Consider the following 22,703-nt stretch of genomic DNA (forward strand, 5'->3'; position numbering starts at 1 on the left):
CTAAGTGCCTATCCTAATAACCCAGCGGCCCTGAAAGCGACGAGCGCGCAGGCGAAATGCAGAAAAGCGATGTAATTCTCAGCAGACTTGTCCCAGCGAATCAAAATGCGCCGAAAGCGATTCATCCAACTATGAGTCCGTTCGACTACCCACCGCCGGGCTTTGAAGCCAGCTTCGCGCTTGAGGGCCAGAGCTTCTTCACCCCGCGCTCGAATATGAGCGGTGAAACCAAACTCTTGCAACGTTTGGCGCACTTCGTCGTAGTCATACCCTTTATCCAGGCACAGGCCTTGCGGCTGTTCAGGCGTTGGCTCTGGGCGTTGCACCGGGTTGCTCTCAACGGTCTCTCGGACCATCTTCATATCATTCCGATTGGCCCCGTCAACGGCCAAACCGACGGGGATGCCGTTGGCTTCGGTCAACAGACTGCGTTTGACGCCCGACTTGCCGCGATCGGTCGGGTTTTTGCCGGTTTTTTTCCCCGCCCAATGGTGCTTTGGTCATCGCGCCATCCATACTTAGCCAACTCCAGTCCAGCCCTTTCAGTTCATCGTACGCTTCCAGCCCGACTCGCCAAAGGTCCAAGAACACCCCGGCTTCGACCCATTCTTGAAAACGGAGGTGTGCCGTTGAGCCGGAACAGATCCCCGTCGTGTCCAAGGCCTTCCATTGGCAACCCGTACGCAGGACATAGAAAATGCCATTGGCGCATTGGCGCTCTGGGACACGGGGGCGACCGCCGCCCAAGCGATGCCGATTTACATACGGGGGGAGTAAAGGGGCCAGCACGGCCCATAACTCGTCCGAGATTTCAAAACCGCCTGTCGTGGGATTGGTCGGCCTCGTTGGGCGAGTCGGTTTCTGTTGTTTGATTGGTGTTTTCACAGTCTTGGGCATTTGGCAACTGTATCAGCAAAGGGGTCTTTAGGATAGGTTCTAAGCAAAGTCCACCAGCGTGATCCAGTTCGGCTCTTCGTAGCGGTAAAAACTCCACGAGCCTTCGCCGCTCAACTGCAAGTAGTAGTAGTGACCCACATCCACCACCCGCAGGAAGACGCCGTAGGTGGCGTTCGTCGGCCCGTCAACCACGCCAGCCGTCACGGTCAAGTCAAAGTTGTCGAACTCCTGGCCGGGCCGCGCCCACGACACCACCTGCGGCTGGCTGGCTTCCACCCTCAGCGCCCCACCCGCGACGACGGCCCGCCCGGTCTCGTCGTCGAAGGTTGACCACGAGCCTTCGCTGTCAAAGTCTTCGCGATACAGAGGCGCGTCCGATTGAACGGGAATGGGCGTGAAGGTGGGCGGGATGGCCGGGGTAGGTGTGAAGAGGAAAGGAAGCGGGAGCGACGTCCCGGTTCGAGTAAAGATGAAGGCCCCGGCGCCGGCCATTGCCAGCCCGCCGGCCAAACAAATGCAAAGCAAGCCGCCAATGACGGCAACCCACATCAGAGTGGATGCATTTTCATTCGATTCTTCCATAGGATTTTCAACGGATGGAAATTTCGACGACAATGGCCGTGATGTTGTCGCGGCCACCGGCTTCGTTGGCGGCAGTGACCAGGCGGTGGGCGGCCTCGGCCGGGGTGGGCGCGGCGTGGGCAATGGCCGCAATCTGCTCGTCGCTGATCATGCCGTTGAGGCCGTCACAACACAAAATGAGTCGGTCGCCCGGCTCCAGCTCCACCGATTGCACGTCAGGCTCAACCTCTTCTTTGTTGCCGATGGTTTTGTAGACGAGGCTTCCCAGGTTGTGGCTCTTGGCCTGAGCCGGGGTGAGTTGTTTGGCTTTCACCAGTTCTTCGACAAGGGAGTGATCGTAGGTGAGACGTTCGAGTTCGCCCGATGAGTTGAGGCGGTAAGCCCGGCTGTCGCCGACGTGGGCCAGGCAAACGTTGAGGCCGTTGACGACGGCCATCACCAGGGTGCTGCCCATTTCGCTGTTGGCGCCGGTGCGCTTCTCCACCACGGCCTCGTTGGCCCGCTTCACTGCCAGTTGAAGCCAGGTCTTGGTAGCGGCCTCGTCCAGCGCGCCGCCAATGAAACTATTGAAGAGGTCGGCCTGGGCCAAACTGGCAATGGCTGTCACCACCAGGCCGCTGGCAATCTCGCCGCCCTCGTAACCCCCCAAACCGTCGGCCACCACGTAGAGTCCCAGCGGGCTGGGCATGGACTGGTTGACTTTGTCCATTTCCATCACCAGCAGGCTGTCCTGGTTTATCTTGCGCACCTGGCCGATGTCGGTGTGATGACCGGAGGCAAGCAAAACGGCTAGTTGAGGCCGGGGGATTGAGGGGGTGTCCATTACAGCTTTATAACACGAGAGGAAAAAAAGGGGCAAGTGGCTTTGTTCCCATCGAAAACAGGCGTTCGGGGGAAATGGCCCAAATTTTAGTCTTCCGGTTCAATCGTCAGTGTGAGCGGGAAGCCTTCGGCGCGGGCCAGGGCGTGGGCCTGCCCCACCCGGTACTTGGCTTCTTCCAGCGGGTATGTAGCTACGTAGGCGATGCCGCGCAGGTGAGCGGCCAGCATCACGTCCTCGGCCCGTTCCCCCGACAGTTCAAACACGCTACGCAAGACGAAGACGACGAAATCCATCGTCGTGACATCGTCGTTGTGGAGCAAAACTCTTCCCCTGTCGCCGGTGGCCGGCCCGACGACGAGTTCAAGCTCGCGCTCAGTTTCTACAGAGGTTTCTTCTTCTCGGTTAACTTCAAGCCGCACGTCGCTTTCAACCATCACTGGGCCGTCCTCTGTGCGCAATTGTACCCGAACGCCAAGCAACTCCACCAGCGCCCGTTTTTTTCCATTGTTGGGGTAGTCAACTATGCCGGCAAAAAGAAAAACGCCAGCCCCAACATCACATACACCACCAACAACTGCGCCCCTTCCAGCCAGTTGGTCTCGCCGTCGGCGCTCACCAGGGCGACGATGACCGAAGCGGCCATCATAGCGATAAGTTCAAACTGGTTGAAGTGCAGGGTAAGATACGGCGCCGGAAAGAGCAGGCTGACGAACACCAGCGCCGGCGCGACGAAGAGGGCGATTTGCAGACTCGAACCGACGGCGATCTCCACGCTCAAGTCCATCTGATTCTTCATCGCCACTTGCACCGCCACCAGATGTTCAGCCACGTTGCCGATGATGGGAATGAGGATGATGCCCAGGAAGAATTCGGTGATGAAGGGGAATTCTTCGATGATCGGTTCAACCGTGCCCACCAGCAATTCACTTAACACCACCACCGCCGCCACCGTCGCCGCCATGACTGCCAGAGATTTTTGCGGAGACCACAGATGCTTCACCCCATGCTCAGCCGAGGGCCGGGTGAGCGGCGTGTCCTCGGTGGCCGGGGCGCGGAATGAATAAAAGATGCCAAGCCCATAAATCAGAATCATACAAGTCGCCACGCCCAGACTCAGGGCTTCAACCGGCTGAGAAGAGTCCGGGCCGATGGCCGGGCTGAACAAGGTAGGGACGGCGAGGGCAATGAGCACCATCAACAACATGGTCGAGTTTTGCCCGGCCCGCGCCCGGTCAAACTTCTGGCGGCCATTCTTCAGCCCGCCAAAGAGCATGCTGGCCCCAAGCACCAACAGCAAATTACCCAGGATCGAGCCGGTGAGCGAGGCTTTTACCAACTCCAGCAGGCCTTCACGAATGGCGGCGATGGTGATGATCAGTTCGGCGGCATTGCCGAAGGTGGCGTTGAGCAGGCCGCCGATCTTCGGGCCGGTGCGCTCGGCCAGCATTTCGGTGCTCTCGCCGATCCAGCCGGCCAGCGGGATGAGGGCGGCGCAGGCAAAGCCAAAAATGGCAATCGGCGGCCAGTGCAGGAGTTCGCCAACAATCGCCAGCGGCGCGCCGATGAGCAATACTTGTAACCAGTTGATTTTCAGATTCTTGAGTTTGTCCATTAATGCTCGTTCCTCCAGGACAATAAAGTTGGTGTCTCCCGGCTTTAACGGGAATTGGGACGCAGACGCAAAGCGCGCGGATAAACGCAGGTTTTGTTTTTTATCCGCGAAAATCAGCGCGCAAAGCGTCCGCGTCCCCAGGGCGGTTCGAGAAAATCGGCGATGGCTTTTGCGGCGCAAACACCCTCAGCGCGGCCGGCCAAACGTTGAACTCGGCCCGTTTCACAGCCTCGGCGGCTTCCCCGTCGAATTGCAGCCGCATAGGCAACTCCGTTTCAACTTCAATTCTGCGCCCGCTCAATTTTTGCACCGTGGGGTGGCCGAGGTGCTGGCCGCGCTTGTAACGAACGAGTTGGCCCAGCGCCTCAAAGTAGCTTTCGCCGTCCATCGTCCAGACATCAAGCTGGCCGTCGTCAACGCGGGTGTCAGGATCGAGAATGGATTGGACGCCCGCGTAGCGCCGGATGTTGGTGATGACGGCCAGCAGTTTCGTGCCGCTTATCGTTCTGTCGTCGGCGCGAACCGTCATCGGCCCGCCGCGAAAGTCGGCGGCGGCGAGAAGGCCGGCCAGGTAAAAATACGCTTCGCCAAGACGTTTGCTAAGCTCGGGGCGGGGCTCAATTTTGCTGATGACGTGGCCGTCCAGCCCCACGCCCGCCCACAATAAAAAGGATCGGTCGCCACAGCGGCCTATATCAACTGATCTGACTACGCCGTTCAACTGAGCCTCGAGGCAGTTCTGAACATCAGCCGCCGATTTTAACCCGGCGCCAGGTTCTATCAACCCCAGTTCAACTGCCCAAATGTTGGCCGTGCCGGTAGGCAAAACACCCATCACCACGTCCGACCCGGCCAGGGCGGCAGAGACGGCCCCCACTGTGCCATCGCCGCCTGCGGCAAAGACGGCGTCTACATCCTCGCTCAACACTGAGGCGGCCACACCATGCATCTCGCCGTGCCGCCTTGTCTCCTTCAAAACCACCGACCAACCCAGAGCCTGCAAGGCTTTCTGCGCCCACTGCACCACCTGAGCCGCGCGCCCTCTGCCGGCGATTCCGGCAATGGGGTTGAAAACAAGGGCGGCCCGCATGTGCGTCATGACGGCAGATTATAGCTTGAAAACAATTGCGTTTGAATTGTGTCGGGGGTAAAATGTCCTATATGGCCGATGCACTCCTCAACCAACGTTATAAGATTCTGTCGCAAATCGGGGCTGGCGGCATGGCGCTTGTTCTCAAAGCCCAGGATATGTCGCTGGGGCGGCCGGTGGCCGTCAAAGTCCTGCGCGAGACCTACACCGGCAACGGCGAGTTTCTCAGCCGCTTCCTCGACGAGGCCCGCGCCGCCGCCAACCTGGCCCACCCCAACATCGTCACCGTCCACGATTTTGGCGAGGACAGCGGGCGCTATTACATGGTAATGGAGCATGTGGAAGGCAAGAATCTGAAGGACATCATCCGCAACGAAGGCCCGTTCAACGTTGACCGCGCCCTCGATTATGCCATCCAGATTTGCATGGGTGTGGGCTACGCCCACCGTGCCGGGCTGGTGCACTGCGACCTCAAACCGCAGAATGTTCTGGTCACGCCTGATGGCCGGGTCAAAGTGACCGACTTCGGCATCGCCCGCGCGCTGGCGTCCATCCATCCGGCTGAAGTGAACGAAGTGGTGTGGGGAAGCCCGCAATACTTTTCGCCGGAGCAGGCGGCCGGCGAGGCCCCCACCCCGGCCTCCGACGTGTATTCAATTGGCGTGATGCTGTTCGAGATGTTGACCGGCAAACTGCCCTTCCAGGCCGAGAACCCGCAAGAGCTTTCCATGAAGCACTTGCAGGAAGAACCGCCGCCGCTCTCGCTCTATAACCCGTCCCTGCCTGAAGCCCTCGAACGCATCGTTCACAAAGTGCTGGCTAAAGAGCCGTCGGCCCGCTACCGCACTGCCGATCAACTCGGCCACATTCTGGTTTCGTACAAAGATCGTGGCGCGGAAGTGACTGCTGGCCGCCCCCAGGCCGCCACGGTTAAATCCACAGCCATGCCCACCGCCCCGGCAGTGGGCCGCACCCAACCGCGTCCGGCGGCCAAACCGGCTCCCCAACCCGCTTCCGAAGAGCAATATTATGGCGAAGACGAAGAGGAAGAAGGCCTCGACTGGACAGCCATCCTGCTCGCCGGTGTAGCCCTGCTGGCGTTGGTCGGTCTGATTCCGCTCTGGCTGTTTGTGTTGTTGCGATACAATCCCGGCCTCTTCGGCTTATAAAACTCTCATCTTCCACAGATCTATCAGGTCTGGTTCAGCTTCGCCAGGGGGGACTGGTTTCTCAGCCGATCTACCTAAATGGCGGAATCTCACGCGCTCTTAAGATGGTAAAATGAATAACGGTTGGTATAATCGCTGATGTAGTTCTGACACATTGATAGTAAAGTGGCTGAAAGATTGGAGGCCCATTGTGAATAACCCCCGTATAAGAAACATTTTTGTCTATGTCTTGATCCTGCTGGCCATCGTCGCCATCCTGTGGTCGGTGCGCTCTCAGACCCAGCAGACCAAGCCATTGACCTTGAGCGAACTTGCCCAGGCCCTGAGGCGCGGCGACGTTGAGAAGATTTCCGTCTCCGGCGACGACATCACCGTAACCAGAAAAGACGGCTCCGTCGCCGTCGCCCGCAAAGAACCTACTTCGACGGCCGCCGAACAATTGGTAGCCCTGGGCGTGGACTCGGAAATCCTGTCCGGCGTCGAAGTGGACGTGGCCCGCCCCAGCGAGTGGGCCAACCTCATCCCTCTGCTTGGCTACACCCTGCCCGCCATCTTCGTCATGGGGTTGATCTACTTTATGCTCCGCCAGGCGCAGGGAAGCAACAACCAGGCGCTCTCCTTTGGCAAGAGCCGGGCGCGCATGTTCACCGGCGACCAGCCGACCGTGACCTTTGAAGACGTGGCCGGGGCGGAGGAAGCCAAAGAAGACCTCAAGGAAATCGTCGAATTCCTCAAAGAGCCGGAGAAGTTCATCTCACTCGGCGCTCGCATCCCCAAAGGCGTTTTGCTGGTGGGGTCGCCGGGCACTGGCAAGACCCTGCTCGCCAAAGCCGTGTCGGGTGAGGCGGGCGTCCCGTTCTTCTCGATCTCCGGCTCGGAGTTCGTGGAGATGTTCGTCGGCGTCGGCGCCAGCCGCGTGCGCGATCTCTTCGATCAGGCCAAGCGCCACAGCCCGTGCATCGTCTTCGTAGACGAAATTGACGCGGTGGGCCGCCATCGCGGCGCCGGCCTGGGCGGAAGCCATGACGAGCGCGAACAAACCCTCAACCAGATTCTGGTGGAGATGGACGGCTTCGACACCGACACGAACGTGATTGTGGTGGCCGCCACCAACCGCCCCGACATTCTCGACCCGGCCCTGATGCGGCCCGGACGGTTTGACCGCCGGGTGATCCTCGACCGGCCCGATGTCAAAGGCCGTGAAGCCATCCTCAAAGTTCATTTGCGTGGCAAGCCGCTGGCCTCCGACGTGAACGTCTCGACCCTGGCCAAGAGCACCCCTGGCTTCGTGGGCGCAGACATTGAAAACCTGGTCAACGAATCGGCCATCCTGGCCGCCCGCCGGAGCAAGAAATCCATCGGCATGTCGGAACTGGAGAACAGCATCGAGCGCGTCATGCTTGGCCCCGAGCGCAAGAGCAAGCTGATCACACCCAGAGAGAAGGAAGTGGTGGCCTACCACGAGGCGGGTCATGCCGTCGTCGCCCGGGCCATGCCGGAGCACGACCCGGTTCGTAAAGTCACCATCATCCCGCGTGGCGTGGCCGGCGGCGTCACCTGGTACCTGCCTGAAGACTCGTCGCTGACGACGCGCACCAAACTAAAGACCACCCTGGCTTCGGCCATGGGTGGCCGCGCCGCCGAAGAGCTTGCTTTTGGCGACATCACCACCGGCGCCAGCGGCGACATCGCCCAGATCACCGACATTGCCCGCACGATGGTGACGCGCTGGGGCATGAGCGAGAAGCTTGGCCCGATGACGTTCGGCAAGAAGGAAGAGCTGGTCTTTCTGGGCAAAGAGTTGGGCGAACAGCGCGACTATTCCGACTCGGTGGCTCAGGAGATTGACGAAGAAGTGCGACGGCTGGTGCAGGAAGCCCACGAGATGGCGCTGGAAATTCTGACGAATCACCGCGCCCAGCTTGACACCGTGGCCAAGAAGTTGATGGAAGTGGAAACGCTGGACGCCGTCGAGTTTGAAGCGGTGTACACCGGCCAGGAACCGCCCGCCGAGAGCGGCAGTTCCACCTCCAACACCCCACGCCCGCCCCGCCCCGCGCCCGAGTCGCCTGCCCCTTCGGATGGCTGGCCTGTGCCGTTGCCTACCGGCGCGTAAGGCACACAAGTAGACAAGTTAACAGGTAGACAAAAAAGGACCCCGGCGATGAGCCGGGGTCCTTTTTTGAATCAATGCGTTTATTCTTACGGCTGTGACTTCAAAAGACTATCGAACTCATCAGCGGCGTCAACAAGCAATCCCTTTGGATTTGTCAAACTAAACAGTTCCCATTGTTTATCGAGAGGAAAGCTATCGAGAAACCAACACAACGCCCGAACTTGCGGTTCGTTATTGATCACCTCAAGGGCCGCGCTTAACCAGCCGCGTGGATAATTTTGCGCTGGTTTTACATCAGTGTCCGGCTGGTAAGTATTCGTTGAAGTGATGTAGACAGGCAACCCTTTTGTATACGGATAGGCGTTGATAATATCCAGCCAATCACCATACACGCGGAAACCAGCTTGAGCCTGTCCCCAAGTATTTCTTCGGAGATCACGGTGCGGCTCGGTTGCGCCCTCATCAGTCGCAAATTCCGGCGCGTCGGGTCGGCCAGGCGCTTGAACGGCAAACCCATCCGGGCCAACAAATGGGATGCCGATCGCTGCATTAGCAGTCGCTGAAGCATCGAGCGAGGCAACCAGCGTGTTCATATAATTCAGCCAGGGTTGATCAAGCCGATAACGGCGTTGGCCGTTTTGGTCATCAACCCACGGCCTCACCGGGCCAACCAACACCTGAACTGCCGGGTTTTCAGCGTGAATAGCTTCAACGGTGTTGTCGCCATGTTCTGGTTCGGCCTCATAGCCGTTGAAGACGCGGGCATACCATTCAGGAGTGACTAAATCAGCGACGGCCTGCGAGTTGCTACCCTTTGTATTGTAGCCGCTACCGATGATGTAACCATATACATCGTTCAGCCGCGCATCTCGAGCCAGCCGCCGGACGTAATCAAGATATGCATCGAGTGCCAGGTAATCATTCGCTGGAGGGATACTTTGGCCTTGATCATAATCAACCCGGACAAGCACCCGTAGCCCTTTGGCCGTCGCTCCTTGAACCCGGCCAGCCAAATCATCAATGCCCCAGTATTCTGACTCAGCTTTCATGACGTAGGTTAATTCCACATCCCACCCTGCCCGATGATGCCAGTCGCGTTCCGGATGAGCGAAAACGATTCCTAGCTTGGTAGGAATTCTCTGGGCAGGTTGCGTGAGGTTTCTTGATTCAAGCGCGCCTATTGTAACTCGTGCCCGCTCGATGCAACCCGTATCGCAGTCATGATAAAAAACGAATTCGTAACCAGCACTATCCGGAACTATAAAAGACCAACGCCAAGTACCATACCCGCTGTTTGCTTCGTAATCTTCCAAAGTCGCTTCACTACCAGCAACAGCAAGTTTGACGTACGCCCAGGGGATAGTATCACTCACCAAAGCTATAGCGCGTTGCCCGGGCCGGGCGTTTTCAGGGTCAAGGCGCACCTGCGGCCAGGCGTTTGTGTTTCGCCAATCACCAGGGACAACGACAATCTGGCCGGAGATAGGCAACTGCCAGTAGCCGAAAACGAGGGCGGCTAACAACGCGGATAACGCAACCCGTCCCCACAATCGTTTATTTCGTGACCGTTGAGATAACATAACTTCCTTGACTCGCAGCGGCAATCGGCAATAAAAAACTAACCGTCGTGCCTGTGGATCCGTCAGCACATCGGCTTTCGATTTCCAAGCGAGTATGATGATGCCGAAGAATCTCTTCGACTAACGCCAATCCCAAACCACTGCCCGGCACATCGGTTCGGGCGCGGTAAAGCCGCTCTGCCACATGTGGCAGATGTTCAGGGGGAATCCCCGGGCCGCTGTCGCCAATAGTGGCATAAACACCTTTGTGGTGCTTGTTTAGGGATACATCTACCCTATCACCTGGGCGACAGTACTTGACGGCATTGTCCAGAATGTTGAGAAAAACGTCGTAGAGCAGATCCGGATCGCCTAACACAAAAGGGATCGGCGCATCCACTTCGAGTGAGATAAGAATCTGTCGCTCTTCAGCGATCAGAATGATCTCGGCAATTGCTCGTTCAGCCACAACGAATAAATCTGTCGGTTTCAATTCCAGGTCAGAGACAAGCTCCATGCGGCTTACCCTCAAAAGGTCCCGCACCATTTTCGCAATCCGATTGGTTTCCTGATGGATCAAGTTCAACGAATTCTGGCGGATAGCTTCGGAGATATCAGGCAGGCGCACCACTTCGAGATGAGCCAGAATCGAAGTTAACGGCGTCCGCAATTCGTGAGAAAGATTTGCCAAAAATAAGCGGGCTGTTTTTTCTGTTCTGCGTTGATCGCTCAAATCGAGAAGAAACACTAAACTAAGATCAGGCAACGAACATATCCACCAACTCAGTGTTTGGTCTGATGGCAAAGTCAAAATCCTGTAATGGGTTTGAGACGTATCTGATTGCCGGGCAGTCGCCAAATCTTTGTAAAGCTCCGCGCGCCAAATGGTCTCTGGGAGTTGGCCCGACGCTAAAGCCAATCCGAGAAAACGGCGAGCATAAGCATTTGCATAAATACATTCGAACTCCAGATTGAGAAATGCAAGGCCAAAGGGCGCGGCTTCCAGGGCCTGCCTGATTTCAGAAGCGTCAGCGCCTTTGCGTATCAACAGAGTTTCCCGAAAATGACGGCGATCCGCTGCAATCGCCAGCAACATCAGGCCTGCCAGGACAAGCAGACTCAGAAGGAGAACCAACTTAAGATCGAGAACGATCATGAGGGGGGACAGACGAGGCGATAGCCAAAGCCTCGCACTGTGCAAATGCGTTGCGGTTGAGCCGGGTCGGTTTCGATTTTGGCGCGGAGGCGCTGGATGTGAACATCTACTGTTCGGGTGTCACCAGTGAAGTCATACCCCCAAACCTCGCGCAACAATGTTTCGCGGCCAAAAACATGCCCTGGCTGACGCATAAAAAGCCTTAATAGCTCAAACTCTTTGGGCGTCAACTCTACTTCAACGTCTGCCACTTCAACACGATGCTGTTCTCCCCACAACTTAAGCGGGCCACAGGCCAATAGAGGGTCATCACCGACTCTCGCGCTTTGCTCGACGGTGCGAAAAAGCGCCCTGATTTGCGCCAAAAGCTCGTCCGGCGCGAACGGCTTGGTGAGATAAGCATCCGCTCCCAATTCTAAACCAAATACCTTATCTCGCAATTCGTCCCTCGCCGTCAATATCAGGATCGGTAAATAAGACGGGGATTGCCGGATCTTCCGGCAGACTTCGTAACCGTCCATGCCGGGCATCATGATGTCGAGGACCACTAAGTCAGGCTGAGAGGATAGCAGGGCCAACGCCTCAGGCCCGGAGTGAGCAACGATGATGTCATACCCGGCCTGCTTCAAGAGTGTAGCCAGGGCGCTGGTGATAGCAGGTTCGTCGTCAACCACCAAAATTTGTTTAGGCCGCATGCGTGTATGACAAAGCGATAAAGCAAGTTGCTCAACACAGTATGCCATAGAAAAGGCGCTCAGGGAAAAATTCTCATCGGCTTGTTACACAACTGTTACACAAATGAGATGGGGTTGTGATGTTGGCATAGTACAGTAATAGGCAGATTTCAAATCCATCAATTTCTCAGGAGGCAAGTGATGCGTAAGATCAAGTTGATTTCTGTTTTAGTCTCAGTAGCATTGATGTTGAATGTTTGGCCAAATGTTGCAACGGCTCAGGACGGTACTCCTCCAACCATACCAGGACTGGATGGTTCTCCCAGTAAGTTGAAAAAGGCCGACTTACAAAAATTCGTCGATCTGGCATTTAGTGAGGAGATCACCGTTCCTCAAGCGCAGGCTTTTTATGAACAACTGACCAGCAAGCAGAAGGATGTAGTCTCTGATCTGGTAGCCACTAAAGCCAGCATTCCGCTGGATGAGTGGCGACAAGCTAAAGAATTATACGAGCAGGAAGTTGTTTCGCAGTTAAGTGATACTTCACATGTGAATATTTCGGAATCTATACTAATTGCGGAAATTTGGCGTCAGCCCATTGAGCCACATACTGGAATGGGAGCTGGTACCGTTACTGCCTCATCATATTGGGCTGATCCTTACTGTGAAAACGCCTCTCCCCCTGACCCAGACACAGATTGGATATTCTATTTCTCTATGACCTACTCAATGAATCCTGATGGCTTGAGATGGAGCACCTCTTCAACACAGGTTTGGTTAGCCCTTTTAACTGCCTACGGCGGCAACCTCAATAGTTATGCCTATTATTGGAACTCGGTGTACGTATGCCTTGGCACCACAGGTGTCTCGGCCGCAGGTGGAGCAGCTAACGTGAGAAACAACCTCCGTCTACGCGCACCGTAACAACTTGTTCCATACAGCCCTTGTCCAACAATGTTTTGTTGAACAAGGGCTGTATGGAGAAGCGAGTCTGTAATTATGAATAACGAAGGTTTAAAAATTCACACTTCTTGCTTTAGAGACAATTCCTCCTCAAAGAAGTTAGCACAAAGATATATCTGGCTTGTTATTTCGTGCCTATGGCTTTTGACATTAGGCTGTCTAGGGTGGCGACCTTACCATTCTACATCTACTGAGGCTCTAACTGAGTTTCCCGGTTATTTGACGAAGGAGAGCCTAAACTCTGTTGAAATTTTACAGCAAGAGAATGTAGCAGATGGACTTGTCTTACTTTATCGTTACCCTTCGCCTGTTGGCACTGTCTCCAACGGGTATTGTGTAGCCACAACTTTTGTTACTGAGGAACAAAACAACAGTTGGCGTTCACAATCAGCAAGCAGAATTGGCTGTGGTGAGAATTATCCTTACATAGACGACTTTATGGCAATGTATACCGTAGGAGGCAATATTACAGATCTAACGACGGCTTACGGGTTTAGTAATCGTGGTGATGAAGTCCGTATCGAGTGGTCAGATGGGCTAGTTGACGTAGTGACCCTACAGAATGGCGCGTTCCTTAACTCTCGCCCTCAGATTCTTCAAGTACAGCGTATTGAATTATTAGATAAAAATGGTGAAGTCTTAGAAAGCAAAATATGGGCAACACCTTAGATGAGATTTGAGATTGGGCTAATCGTTCTCTTAGCTGTTTATATGATGGTTGCTAAATATGCTTTCCCATTCCATCAAGCACGCAATCCGGAAGCAGACAACCAAACGCCCACGTCATTTGATAATAATGCAATCCGGATACAGATGTCGAGTTTTCCCGGCTCGCATCGGCCTGAAGAAATATTACCTTTCGCCGATTTGGTGGTATTGGCAGAAATCACTCAGATTGGCCCTGCTCGTTGGAATACCACTGATGGTTTACGCCCTGATGACTGGCGGCCAGGACTTGAGGCCACCTGGATGATCTACACGCCGTTTACGTTTGAAACGGTGAAAACACTTAAAGGTACTGCGGCAAAGGGGTTTATATCTCAATTCGCCGCTGTTGGAGGCAAAGCAGGCGACGATCAGGTAGAAGTTAGCGATTTTGGCCTGTATTCGGATTTGGCAGTTGGAGACCAGGTGATCTTATTTCTTGGAACTTCGACTGGCAATATGATTAACGTTGCCCCTTATACTTATGGGGATGCGTTGCGGATTGATGGGACTCAGGCAACAGCAGATTGCGGGGGAAGCCGTGAGGTGAAAGACTGCCGAGTAGCATTTAGTTTGTCTGATGTTTTAGCAAGAGTAACGTCCTCGCAAAATAACGGCCTCAACATTCAGGGTGATGCTCCTGCGCCATAAAGAGCAGACACGCCAAATTCTCATCAAATCGTCATACAACTGTTACGTGGCCGTGATGAGAATGTGACGTTCGCATGTTATAAGTGAAGCAGTAGATAAGAATTCAACTCAAGGAGAAAAGACAATGAAAAAGAAAGTATTGAAAAGCTCAGTTGTATTTCTTGCCTCTGTCCTGCTAATAAGTATAGTAGGCACAGCCTTAGCATGGGGCGTTTACCCTGCCTTTGGTCACACCTACCATTATGGTGGTGAGGCTGATAGCGGCAACCTAGGCGGCCAGATTGAATTTCCCAGTGGTAATCGATATGTTCGAGCAAGCGGTGAACATGTCAAGTGGACTAGCACCCAGGTCGCGTGGATTGCTGGCAATCGCGGTTCTTATCTTGGATTCACTTACCAACCCGCTATGGTATTCCACGTCTTTCAGTTAAATGGTAGCAGTTGCGGAAATATTCGGAGTGAAGGAGTAGGTTCGGGCTGGAACTGGTCCAATTTGCCAGGTCTCACCGTGTGGGGCAAATCCACTTGTAACAGCGGAAAAAACAATGAGATTCGGTTCATTGCTTCAGGCACGATTGTAGCAGGAACAGAATACTATTATCAGAGTGTGTTCAGAGACCAGACATACCCTAGCACCTGGTCTACCGGGATGGTGACTGCAGATAGCTATTGGGATCGGGAAGCAGCAGGTTACCATGATGGTTACTTAAACTACAAGGATTTTCACACTAAGTTCTGTGCCAGCAGTGGGGCGACAGTCTACACAAGTGGTTGCTGAAATTCGCCACCCCAAGCCAATTTACGGTAAAAAAACCAAGGAGAAAACCCATGTCATTCAGAAGTCGTGCGCGAACATTCGTAGGCAAAAACAGCGTGGTCTTGATCATCGGACTATTTGCTGGCCTGGCGTTACTTACCTTCTCATTCGTTCGAGCCTCTGTAGCTCAAGCCCAATCCGACAAGCCGGTTACTTTTATAGATGAAACAGATAATACATCTGGCATTCAATACGCAGTGGGTTACGCCGAGGGTCAAATCAATGGCGGCGAGTCTATTGACACCACAAGCGTAGAGGGTATCCAAAAATACGTGGACTTCAATCAACGCAATGCCCAGAAGCTGCTGGCGACTAACCAAAACAAGTTCTATGTGCTTGTGGTGTTCAATCGCCCATTATCGCAAAGCGAATTTGAACAATTCGTCAAGACTTACGCCCTGAAACCCTCCGCCTATTCACTGCGTGCGGTCGCTCCAGACGGCACGCGCAGCACGATCTACGGCGGGCCAGCCGACAATAATTTGATCCCCGCTGATCTCCTGAATCTCGTGGCGCAAGACATCCAGCAGCGTGACGGCTCGAAAATTACTGGATGGATTGAGGTGTCTACAATTGTCAAACGCAAGGACTTGGTTGACCTGATTAACGATCCGGCGGTCTACACTGTTGATGTGACCGAAAGCATACTTCGCAACAGCATCACATCTGCCAAGCTATCAGCGGCAGGCGCTGATGAAGGGACTGTTCAAGCGTACACCAATGATCAAATGCAGATTCAGATATCCCGAGTGCCAGTGTATTGGTTCTTAGAGGACTATGGGTTGGTCAGTTCCAAATAATCGAGCGGCCTGTAGCCGAGAGCCTTTTATCCTCCAAGCATAAGTCTGCTAACTGTCCAGCATAACAGTGAGAACATTGGCAGGCGCTGGGGAGAAAAGGCGAACCCCTGGACACATCAAGGCGCTAAACGCCTCGATGTGTCCAGTTGGAGGATAAAATGCAGATTTTCAATCAACGAATTATCCATTCTGTTCTCTGGGGAGCAATTGGCTTCGGTGTTGGCTTTGCTTTAGTTGGGGCAATATTCGAGGCTATATACCTCAACATACCTGACTTCGATGCTGGCTTGAAAATAGGAGCTTTGCTGTATGCCCTTGCAGGGGGAATTGGTGGGGCGTTGCTCGGCTTTGCCAGTAAGTCTCGAAATAAAATCGGCCTGTTCTCACTGGCTGGCGCACTGGGGTGCGGCTTGGGATATTATGGAGCATTTAGTTTCTATTCAGTCTATGTTGAACCACGCATGGCTCTTTCCAATTTCTTGGCCTTTGCTATCGTAGATTCAATGCGATATGCCATAATCGGGGCTTTCATTGGAGTGTCGTTGGGGAGCATCCAAAAAAACTGGGGACAAGCGGCTTGGTTGGCCCTGGCGGGTGCTGGCGGTTTTGGGCTTGGATATTTAACACTAATCTCTATCAGCTATGTTATAGGCCCGCTGCGGGAATTGGATATCATTACATTGATGATAATATTCAGCATTTCTAACGCAATAATTGGAATCTGCGGCGGCGCAACTTTAGGTCTGGCCTTGGGGCGTCACCAGGCGGATATCTTACTACCCCCGTCGGCAGGTATAAGGGCTGAAGGCAAAACTGCGTTGACGTAGCCAGGTCGGCGCACATTACTCAGACGGCACACGCAGCACGATCTACGGCGGGCCAGCCGGGAGATGCTGGCCAATGGCTGCGAGACAACCGAGGGGACCAAATCATGAAACGCAGACACATCGTCCTCTTTGTATCCCTGCTCTTCGTCGTGGCTTTAGGGAGCGTGGCCTATTGGCGGCCGGGGGCGGCTACCGCCCAGGGAGTTCTCGTCCAAGATTATCTGGATCAAGAGAAGACGATCCAGTACATCGGCAACGTTGACGACACCGGCTCCCCGTTCGGGGTCGTCATGTACGACTCTAGCCGCCCCGAATCCCTTGTGCACTACATGGAGGCGAGCCGTTTCCAAGGCCAGAAACTTATTAGTTCAGGGGCCAAAGAGTTGTACGTCTGGGTCACGTTCCGCCGCCCAATGAACATTGATGCCTTTGAGGCATTGATGAAACAGAACGGCTTGGCGGTCAAACGCTATACCTTGCGCGTAATCGGTCAAAAGGGTGATCGGATCGGAATTTCTGGTGGCCCAGAACAGGATCACCTTGTCCCCGCTGATCAAATTGACAGCGCCATGAACGCTATTCAGGGTCACGAGAGCAACCAGGCCCAACTCCAAGGGGTGTTTGAGGTGGTCGGCGTAGTCAGTGCGGAAGGATACCAGGCCCTCATTGAGGACCCCCGTGTGTTTTTGGTGGATGTCACTGGGACCCTGATCTACCGCGATCAGAATTTCCAACGCAAGACCAACATGGGCTGGAAAGAATTTGTGGATCACTTTCAAATTGACGGCGGCCCCGGCGGCCCCTTCTGGTACGTAGAAGACTTTGGATTGGGGGCATCCGGCAACTAGTCGCTATGCCTGCACACTGACATCAATGTTGATCAGAATGGGATGAGAGAAATCTCATCCCGTTTTGCGCTTGCGTATGGCGACGCGCCGCTGATTATCATCGGTATTACGCTACGCTGGTTAACGTGGCATCATTTTCGCAAATGAACTGCTCTCTTCGCCTGATCGATTTTCTCGCTCGCATCCTCGTTGCGCCCAACATCTTTGCCCATGTCGCCGCTGGTCTTGCCTTGCTCAATTTTGGAGCGCGAGCGAGCGGATATCCGATTCACCCGTTAGGGCTGATGATCTACTTTGCGGTAGTGGCGCTTTCACTGCCAGTCCTGGTCATACAGTTCCGTTATACTCCGTCCAGTCAATCAGCCTTTGTCAGCTTACTATTGGCCTCTGTGCCTGCTTTAGCGAGTCTAGTATTAAGAGCTACACTCTGGATGACACCGTGGCTGGGTGGCGCGCCATATGCGCCTTACGATCCTGGCGACCCCGACATCGTCATGTTTTATAGTTTGTTCTTCGCCCTGGCATTTTCTGCGATCGCCATTGTATATGGCTCGGTCGGTTACTTGCTGGTTGCCTGGGCCGCTCAAACAGCACTTTACTTTGGCACTCATGCTTTCCCGCAGTGGGCAGGCTACTCGGACGCAAATATTTTGGGAGTTCGGCCCTCCATATTTATAGGGATAGTGGGAATCTACGCTTTTTCAGCGGCCCTCCTTTTTCTGCGGAATTGGTTGTTTCGGCAAGGGAAACCGAATTTGTGGATTGCAAGCGCAACCGTAAATCTCGCAGGCGCATGGGTTTTTCATGACACCTTGAAATGGCTGCCCAATAATGGCGCACATTTGGGTTACATCAGCAACACAACTTTTGTGCCTGAATACGCATGGGATTGGAGCCGCCCAATAGCTCAAAGTCTCGCGCTTATAGCAATCATAATTTCGATTAGCATCACAGCAATCTTATGGCGACCAAAAACAGCCTAAAGCTGTTATGAGATTCACTTCAACTTTGGGTTTGTGCCGTTACTAGCACTCATTTCTTGCGCCAGCCAGCGTTACCGCAAATTGCCCTAACAGAGAAGCCGCCAGGCTGTTCGCCCAGCGGCTTTTGGGTTTTGGAATTTGGACGCAAAGCGTGGGGTTTTCTACTTCACCCCCGCCTTCTCCTTATGTTGCCGCACCAACTCGCGCCGCAGAATCTTGCCGATCTGTGTCTTGGGCAGTTCGTCACGGAACTCGATCTCGCGCGGAATCTTGTAGTCGGTGAGCTTGTCCTTGCACCAGGCCTTGAGTTCGTCCACCGTCGCCTTCTCGCCGGGTTTGAACACCACCCAGGCTTTCACCGTCTCGCCGTACTGCGGGTGTGGCACACCGGCCACGCCCACTTCCAGCACCTTCGGGTGCGCGGCCAGCACTTCTTCAATGTCGCGCGGCCACACCTGGAAACCGCCGGCCTTGATCAATTCCTTCTTGCGATCCACGATATAGAAGTAACCGTCCTCATCCATGCGCACAATGTCGCCGCTGAACAACCAGCGCTCACCGCCGTCGCCCAAATCGCGCAAAACGTTGGCCGTGCCGGTCGGGTCTTGATGATAGCCCCACATGATCTGCGGCCCGCGCAGAACCAGCTCGCCCACTTCGCCGACGCCTAATTCAGTCGTGCCGTCGTCCAAACTAATGACTTTGGCTTCCATGTCCGAGAGCGGCAGGCCAATTGAACCTTCCTTATTCTTGCCCTGGAACGGGTTGCAGTGTGAGGAGGTGGGGCACTCGGACATGCCGAAGCCCTCGAATACCGTGCCGCCCGACAGCGCCTCAAACTTCTGTTTGATGTCCAACAACAACGGGGCCGAGCCGGAGACGCAGGCGCGGATGGAGCCAAGCTTGACCTTGCCCGCCTGCACGTCAGGGTGATTGTTGATGGCGTTATACAACCGGGGCACACCGGGGAAGATCGTGGGGCTATGTTTGTTGATGTTGGCAAACAAATCTTTCATATCGCGCGGGTCAGACACAAGGACAAGGGTATTCCCGCCTTTAATGGCGAACCCCATCCCGGCAATCATCGCGTACACGTGGAAAAGCGGCATCGCCACCAGCGTCACTTCCTGGCCGTCCTTGGAATCGTGTAGCCAGGCCCGTATTTGCAGGATGTTGGCCACAAGGTTGCGATGCAGAGCCACCGCCGCCTTCGGCTCGCCGGTGGTGCCGCCGCTGTATTGAAACAGCGCCCGGTCATCGCCCGACACGTCCACCTTTGGCCGGTCGGACGGTTTGAACTTGGCCAGCAGGTCCTTGAGCCACACATCGCCTGCCCGCAGTTCGACGTGGTGGCCGTCTTTCTTCTCTTTCGTCAGCGAGAACAGGAAGCCCAACACTGGCGGAAGGGCCTCTTTGACGTTGGTGACGACGACCGTCTTGAGCTTGGTCTTGCCGCGAGCCTCATTGAGGCTGTTATAGAACTTGCTCATCGCCACCACCAGTTCAATGCCGGCGTCGTTGAGCGGCTTCTCCATTTCGCGTGGCGTGTACGTCGGGTTCATGGCCACCACCACCCCGCCCGCCTTCAAAATGGCAAAGTACGAGACGATGAACTGCGGAATGTTGGGCATGAGAATGCCAACCGGCTGGCCCTTCTTTACGCCCAGGCTGGCCAGCCCAGCGGCAAGCTGGTCGCTCATGTCGTTGATCTGCTTGTAGGTCAGAGTCGCGCCCTTGAAAATGGTGCAGGCATGATCGGGCGTTTTGTGGGCCGCCTCGTCGAGGAACTGATAAAGCGGAGTATTGGGATAAGGCGCGAGCGAGTGAGGCACTTGCGAGTCGTAACTTTTCAGCCAGGGCTTATTCATGTTTGGCTCCTCTTGCGGATTGGGGTGGAGTGAATTGCAGTGTGATTATGGCGGAGATGGGCGGTTTGAGTCAATAGGGGTCGCTAAATTGCACCTTCCTTCTCCAAAATTTCGCGCATGGCGTCTTTGCGGCCCGCCCCGCCCAAAAGTTCCAGCCGCCGCACGCCCAGCGGGTCAATCTCCTCACGCAACAGGCGAAGTTCCTCGGCAGAAGGCGGCGGGGTTTCCCCGCAGTCGGCGGCTACCCCGACGGCGAAGCCGGTCTTGGCCTTTATTCGCTCCAGCGTCTCGCCGGGATGAATTGAGGTGACCCGCAGGACACCATCGGCAAAATCAAACTGGCCGAGGTCGGTGATGAGGTAGTGCGGCCCTTGCCCCCGTTTGCGTTCGGGGTTGTGGCCCATGCCGGAAAGAAAGTCCAACCTGGGGACGAAGGTGACGCGCGAGTGGCGGGGGACGTAAAGATAGATTTCGTCGGAGAGGGGGGTCACGTCGGGGATGCCGCCGGTTCCGGGGAGGCGCATTCGTGGGCGGCGATAATCGGCCCCGATGGCGACGTTGTTGAAGTTGCCGTGTTGATCGATCTGGCCGGGGCGGAAAAATTCCTTGGGCGCGAGGCGAGGGAGCATCTCGGTGGCGACGCGGGTAAAGCCGAAGGTGGTGATGGCCTTGTCGAGCCACAACGCTTCGACCGTCGCCAGCCCCAACGGCGCCCAGTCGGCGCACAGGCCCTGGCCGATGGCTGAGGCAAACATCAGGTTGGGGGCGTGGGTGCGCTTGGCCAAAATAAACCCGGCGGCCACCAACGGCGTGGCAATGCCCTGCACCACCACGTCGCCATCTTTAATTTGGCGCGAGATGCAAACGGAGATCAGTTCGTCAATGGTGAAGTTGGTCATTTCAAAATGACGAATGGCAAATGACAAATGACGAAAGTTGTATTCCTTCGTCATTCGTCCTGCGTCTTTCGTCTACATTTGCGATGGCACTTCCAGCGCGGCGGCAACTGCTCGGTGCGCCTCAGCCGCCAACTGCTTCGGGTCGTCGCCCGGCACGGGGTGAACGGCGGCCAGCGGCACAACTTGAGCGCGGATTGGCCCCGGATGGCAGGCCAGCCGCCAGAACGAACTCAAAAAGCTCTCGTCGCCCCAGGCGATCACTTCGGGCTGATCATACACGATGGCGCACAAAAGATAAGGCATGGCATTCTCGACGGCGATCTCAAACGCGCCGTGGCGGAACGGTTGCAAGGCCCGCGCCGGCCCGATGCCGCCCTCAGGATACAACACAATCGGCGGGAAGCGTTTGGTCTGGCCCAACTGCGCCCGCGCCTCGGCCCGCGATTGCTTGTCGCCGCGATTGACGAACACGGTTTCGATGGCAATCCCGGCCCAGCCAATGAACGGCCACGCCCGAATCTCCATCGCGCTCACGAAGCGCATCGGGAGCGGCGTCAGCATCATCAGAATATCAAAGTAGGTGATATGGTTGGCGAAGACCAGGCCTTCGTGCCGATAAAACTTTTCCGGCTCGGGGCAGTTGAAGCGGATGTTGAAGACGACCATGGCCAGCCGGGCGACCAGTGTGGCAATCCAGGCCGAGAGGCGGATGCCTTTGAAGCGAACCGGGATGAGAGCGGCGACGATAATGAGCAGTGCGCCGACGGCGATGACAGGGAAGGCGATGACAAGTCTAAGAACACCAAGTATTGAACGCATCAAATATCCCCCTGAAAACTATTCTGTAGTTCAACCTTCAACCGCCCGCCTCGCCGCATCCGGCGCATCGGTAATCAGCCCGTCCACGCCCTGGCGGGCAAAGTCGCGCAGGTCGGCGGGGTCGTTCGTCGTCCACACGTTCACTCGGTAGCCGCGCCGTTTGTAGTAGGCAACGCCCTTCTGCTTGAGCTGAACGTAGTCGGGGTGGCGGGCTTCGTGGCAAATAAACGGCGCAAGCCAGGCGTCGCGCAGATAAATTGGCATTTTGTGCGACGTCAACTGGGCCACCGGCAGCGACGGATCAAGCCGCTTGACGTTGCGAATGGCAAACGGATCAAAAGATGACAGCAGAACCCGCCTCCCCAAGTTCATCTTCTGGATCAAGGCCACCACTGCCGCCTCCAGCCCGTCGCCGCGAGCGGTGTAATTCGTCAGTTCAACGTTGATCCATACGCTTCGCGTAGCCGCCACTGCTTCAAACACCTCGGCCAAAGTGGGAATCCGCTCCCCCGCAAACTTCGGGTCCTTCTTCACACCGGCGTCCAGTTTTTTCAAATCGGCCAGCGTTAGGTCGGCCACCTTGCCTGTGCCGTCGGTGGTGCGATCTACAGTGGGATCGTGCATGATGATCGGCACACGATCTTTGGTAAGCTTCACATCAAGCTCGACGGCGTCGGCCTTGAGGTCAACCGCCAGATTGAAGGCGGCCAGAGTGTTTTCGGGGGCGGCGGCAGAAGCGCCGCGATGGGCAATAATGGCTGGGATGCGAGGGTAAAGGTAATCAATAGAAATCACACGAAGCTCTTGTAAAAACACCCGCCGCGAATTGCGCGAATGATCGCGAA

23 protein-coding genes are annotated in these 22,703 nt (G+C 55.4%); 10 read left to right on the top strand and 13 right to left on the bottom strand.

The annotated features are described in order from the left end of the window. Positions 1–8: 8 nt before the first annotated feature. The 6 genes from HYZ49_11145 to HYZ49_11170 form a co-directional block, all read right to left on the bottom strand. A protein-coding gene (locus HYZ49_11145) for an IS5 family transposase (GenBank protein ID MBI3242838.1) occupies positions 9–789 on the bottom strand; the annotation gives its coding sequence in 2 pieces (ribosomal slippage) (positions 9–476 and positions 478–789; 780 coding nt in all). A gap of 147 nt (positions 790–936) precedes the next feature. Beyond that, positions 937–1,479, bottom strand: a complete 543-nt coding sequence (locus tag HYZ49_11150) for a hypothetical protein (protein ID MBI3242839.1) — start codon at positions 1,477–1,479, stop codon at positions 937–939. Between the two features lie 7 nt (positions 1,480–1,486). Then, positions 1,487–2,302, bottom strand: coding sequence for a serine/threonine-protein phosphatase (locus HYZ49_11155; protein MBI3242840.1), 816 nt, complete (start codon positions 2,300–2,302; stop codon positions 1,487–1,489). 86 nt (positions 2,303–2,388) lie between these two features. Then, complete coding sequence (locus HYZ49_11160; GenBank protein MBI3242841.1) at positions 2,389–2,736, bottom strand: ATP-dependent Clp protease adaptor ClpS; 348 nt, start codon at positions 2,734–2,736, stop codon at positions 2,389–2,391. Between the two features lie 86 nt (positions 2,737–2,822). Continuing rightward, positions 2,823–3,890, bottom strand: coding sequence for a calcium/proton exchanger (cax, locus tag HYZ49_11165; protein MBI3242842.1), 1,068 nt, complete (start codon positions 3,888–3,890; stop codon positions 2,823–2,825). A 124-nt stretch (positions 3,891–4,014) separates the two neighbouring features. Beyond that, positions 4,015–5,013, bottom strand: coding sequence for a diacylglycerol kinase family lipid kinase (locus tag HYZ49_11170; GenBank protein ID MBI3242843.1), 999 nt, complete (start codon positions 5,011–5,013; stop codon positions 4,015–4,017). Positions 5,014–5,075: 62 nt separating this feature from the next. Here HYZ49_11170 and HYZ49_11175 point away from each other — a divergent pair, with 62 nt between their 5' ends. Beyond that, positions 5,076–6,173 carry a serine/threonine protein kinase gene (locus tag HYZ49_11175; protein MBI3242844.1) on the top strand — a complete coding sequence of 366 codons (1,098 nt, stop codon included), beginning with the start codon at positions 5,076–5,078 and terminating at the stop codon, positions 6,171–6,173. A 187-nt stretch (positions 6,174–6,360) separates the two neighbouring features. Then, on the top strand, positions 6,361–8,289 hold the full coding sequence (locus HYZ49_11180; protein MBI3242845.1) for an ATP-dependent metallopeptidase FtsH/Yme1/Tma family protein: 1,929 nt from the start codon (positions 6,361–6,363) through the stop codon (positions 8,287–8,289). A gap of 86 nt (positions 8,290–8,375) precedes the next feature. Here the strand turns inward: HYZ49_11180 and HYZ49_11185 are convergent, their stop codons facing one another. Genes HYZ49_11185 through HYZ49_11195 form a run of 3 tightly spaced genes read right to left on the bottom strand, consistent with a single transcriptional unit; the run spans position 8,376 to position 11,699 of the window. Next, the gene (locus HYZ49_11185) at positions 8,376–9,812 is read right to left on the bottom strand and encodes a hypothetical protein (protein MBI3242846.1); all 1,437 of its coding nucleotides are present in this window, start codon (positions 9,810–9,812) and stop codon (positions 8,376–8,378) included. Positions 9,813–9,843: 31 nt separating this feature from the next. Further along, complete coding sequence (locus tag HYZ49_11190; protein MBI3242847.1) at positions 9,844–11,004, bottom strand: hypothetical protein; 1,161 nt, start codon at positions 11,002–11,004, stop codon at positions 9,844–9,846. Continuing rightward, positions 11,001–11,699, bottom strand: coding sequence for a response regulator transcription factor (locus tag HYZ49_11195; GenBank protein ID MBI3242848.1), 699 nt, complete (start codon positions 11,697–11,699; stop codon positions 11,001–11,003). Before HYZ49_11195 ends, HYZ49_11190 begins: the two co-directional genes overlap by 4 nt. A 180-nt stretch (positions 11,700–11,879) precedes the next feature. Between HYZ49_11195 and HYZ49_11200 the strand changes: the two genes are divergently transcribed. The 8 genes from HYZ49_11200 to HYZ49_11235 all read left to right on the top strand — a co-directional run bounded on the left by HYZ49_11200 (position 11,880) and on the right by HYZ49_11235 (position 18,272). Further along, on the top strand, positions 11,880–12,602 hold the full coding sequence (locus tag HYZ49_11200) for a hypothetical protein (GenBank protein MBI3242849.1): 723 nt from the start codon (positions 11,880–11,882) through the stop codon (positions 12,600–12,602). 75 nt (positions 12,603–12,677) lie between these two features. Further along, positions 12,678–13,310, top strand: a complete 633-nt coding sequence (locus HYZ49_11205; protein MBI3242850.1) for a hypothetical protein — start codon at positions 12,678–12,680, stop codon at positions 13,308–13,310. A gap of 42 nt (positions 13,311–13,352) precedes the next feature. Next, positions 13,353–13,997, top strand: coding sequence for a hypothetical protein (locus HYZ49_11210; GenBank protein MBI3242851.1), 645 nt, complete (start codon positions 13,353–13,355; stop codon positions 13,995–13,997). Positions 13,998–14,121: 124 nt separating this feature from the next. Further along, positions 14,122–14,775 carry a hypothetical protein gene (locus tag HYZ49_11215; protein ID MBI3242852.1) on the top strand — a complete coding sequence of 218 codons (654 nt, stop codon included), beginning with the start codon at positions 14,122–14,124 and terminating at the stop codon, positions 14,773–14,775. Between the two features lie 50 nt (positions 14,776–14,825). Then, positions 14,826–15,614 carry a hypothetical protein gene (locus HYZ49_11220; protein MBI3242853.1) on the top strand — a complete coding sequence of 263 codons (789 nt, stop codon included), beginning with the start codon at positions 14,826–14,828 and terminating at the stop codon, positions 15,612–15,614. A gap of 158 nt (positions 15,615–15,772) precedes the next feature. Further along, entirely contained in the window at positions 15,773–16,441 is a 669-nt protein-coding gene (locus HYZ49_11225) for a hypothetical protein (GenBank protein MBI3242854.1), read from the top strand. A gap of 104 nt (positions 16,442–16,545) precedes the next feature. Then, positions 16,546–17,289, top strand: a complete 744-nt coding sequence (locus HYZ49_11230) for a hypothetical protein (GenBank protein MBI3242855.1) — start codon at positions 16,546–16,548, stop codon at positions 17,287–17,289. A gap of 143 nt (positions 17,290–17,432) precedes the next feature. Then, positions 17,433–18,272 carry a hypothetical protein gene (locus tag HYZ49_11235; protein MBI3242856.1) on the top strand — a complete coding sequence of 280 codons (840 nt, stop codon included), beginning with the start codon at positions 17,433–17,435 and terminating at the stop codon, positions 18,270–18,272. A 161-nt stretch (positions 18,273–18,433) separates the two neighbouring features. Here the strand turns inward: HYZ49_11235 and HYZ49_11240 are convergent, their stop codons facing one another. The 4 genes from HYZ49_11240 to HYZ49_11255 all read right to left on the bottom strand — a co-directional run bounded on the left by HYZ49_11240 (position 18,434) and on the right by HYZ49_11255 (position 22,653). Continuing rightward, positions 18,434–20,140, bottom strand: coding sequence for a long-chain fatty acid--CoA ligase (locus HYZ49_11240; GenBank protein MBI3242857.1), 1,707 nt, complete (start codon positions 20,138–20,140; stop codon positions 18,434–18,436). An 83-nt stretch (positions 20,141–20,223) separates the two neighbouring features. Further along, positions 20,224–21,093 carry a hypothetical protein gene (locus HYZ49_11245; protein MBI3242858.1) on the bottom strand — a complete coding sequence of 290 codons (870 nt, stop codon included), beginning with the start codon at positions 21,091–21,093 and terminating at the stop codon, positions 20,224–20,226. Positions 21,094–21,111: 18 nt separating this feature from the next. Next, positions 21,112–21,858, bottom strand: a complete 747-nt coding sequence (locus HYZ49_11250; GenBank protein ID MBI3242859.1) for a 1-acyl-sn-glycerol-3-phosphate acyltransferase — start codon at positions 21,856–21,858, stop codon at positions 21,112–21,114. 30 nt (positions 21,859–21,888) lie between these two features. Next, complete coding sequence (locus HYZ49_11255; protein MBI3242860.1) at positions 21,889–22,653, bottom strand: glycerophosphodiester phosphodiesterase; 765 nt, start codon at positions 22,651–22,653, stop codon at positions 21,889–21,891. Positions 22,654–22,703: the final 50 nt, after the last annotated feature.

This window comes from Chloroflexota bacterium (genome assembly GCA_016197225.1).
GTDB lineage: Bacteria > Chloroflexota > Anaerolineae > Anaerolineales > VGOW01 > VGOW01.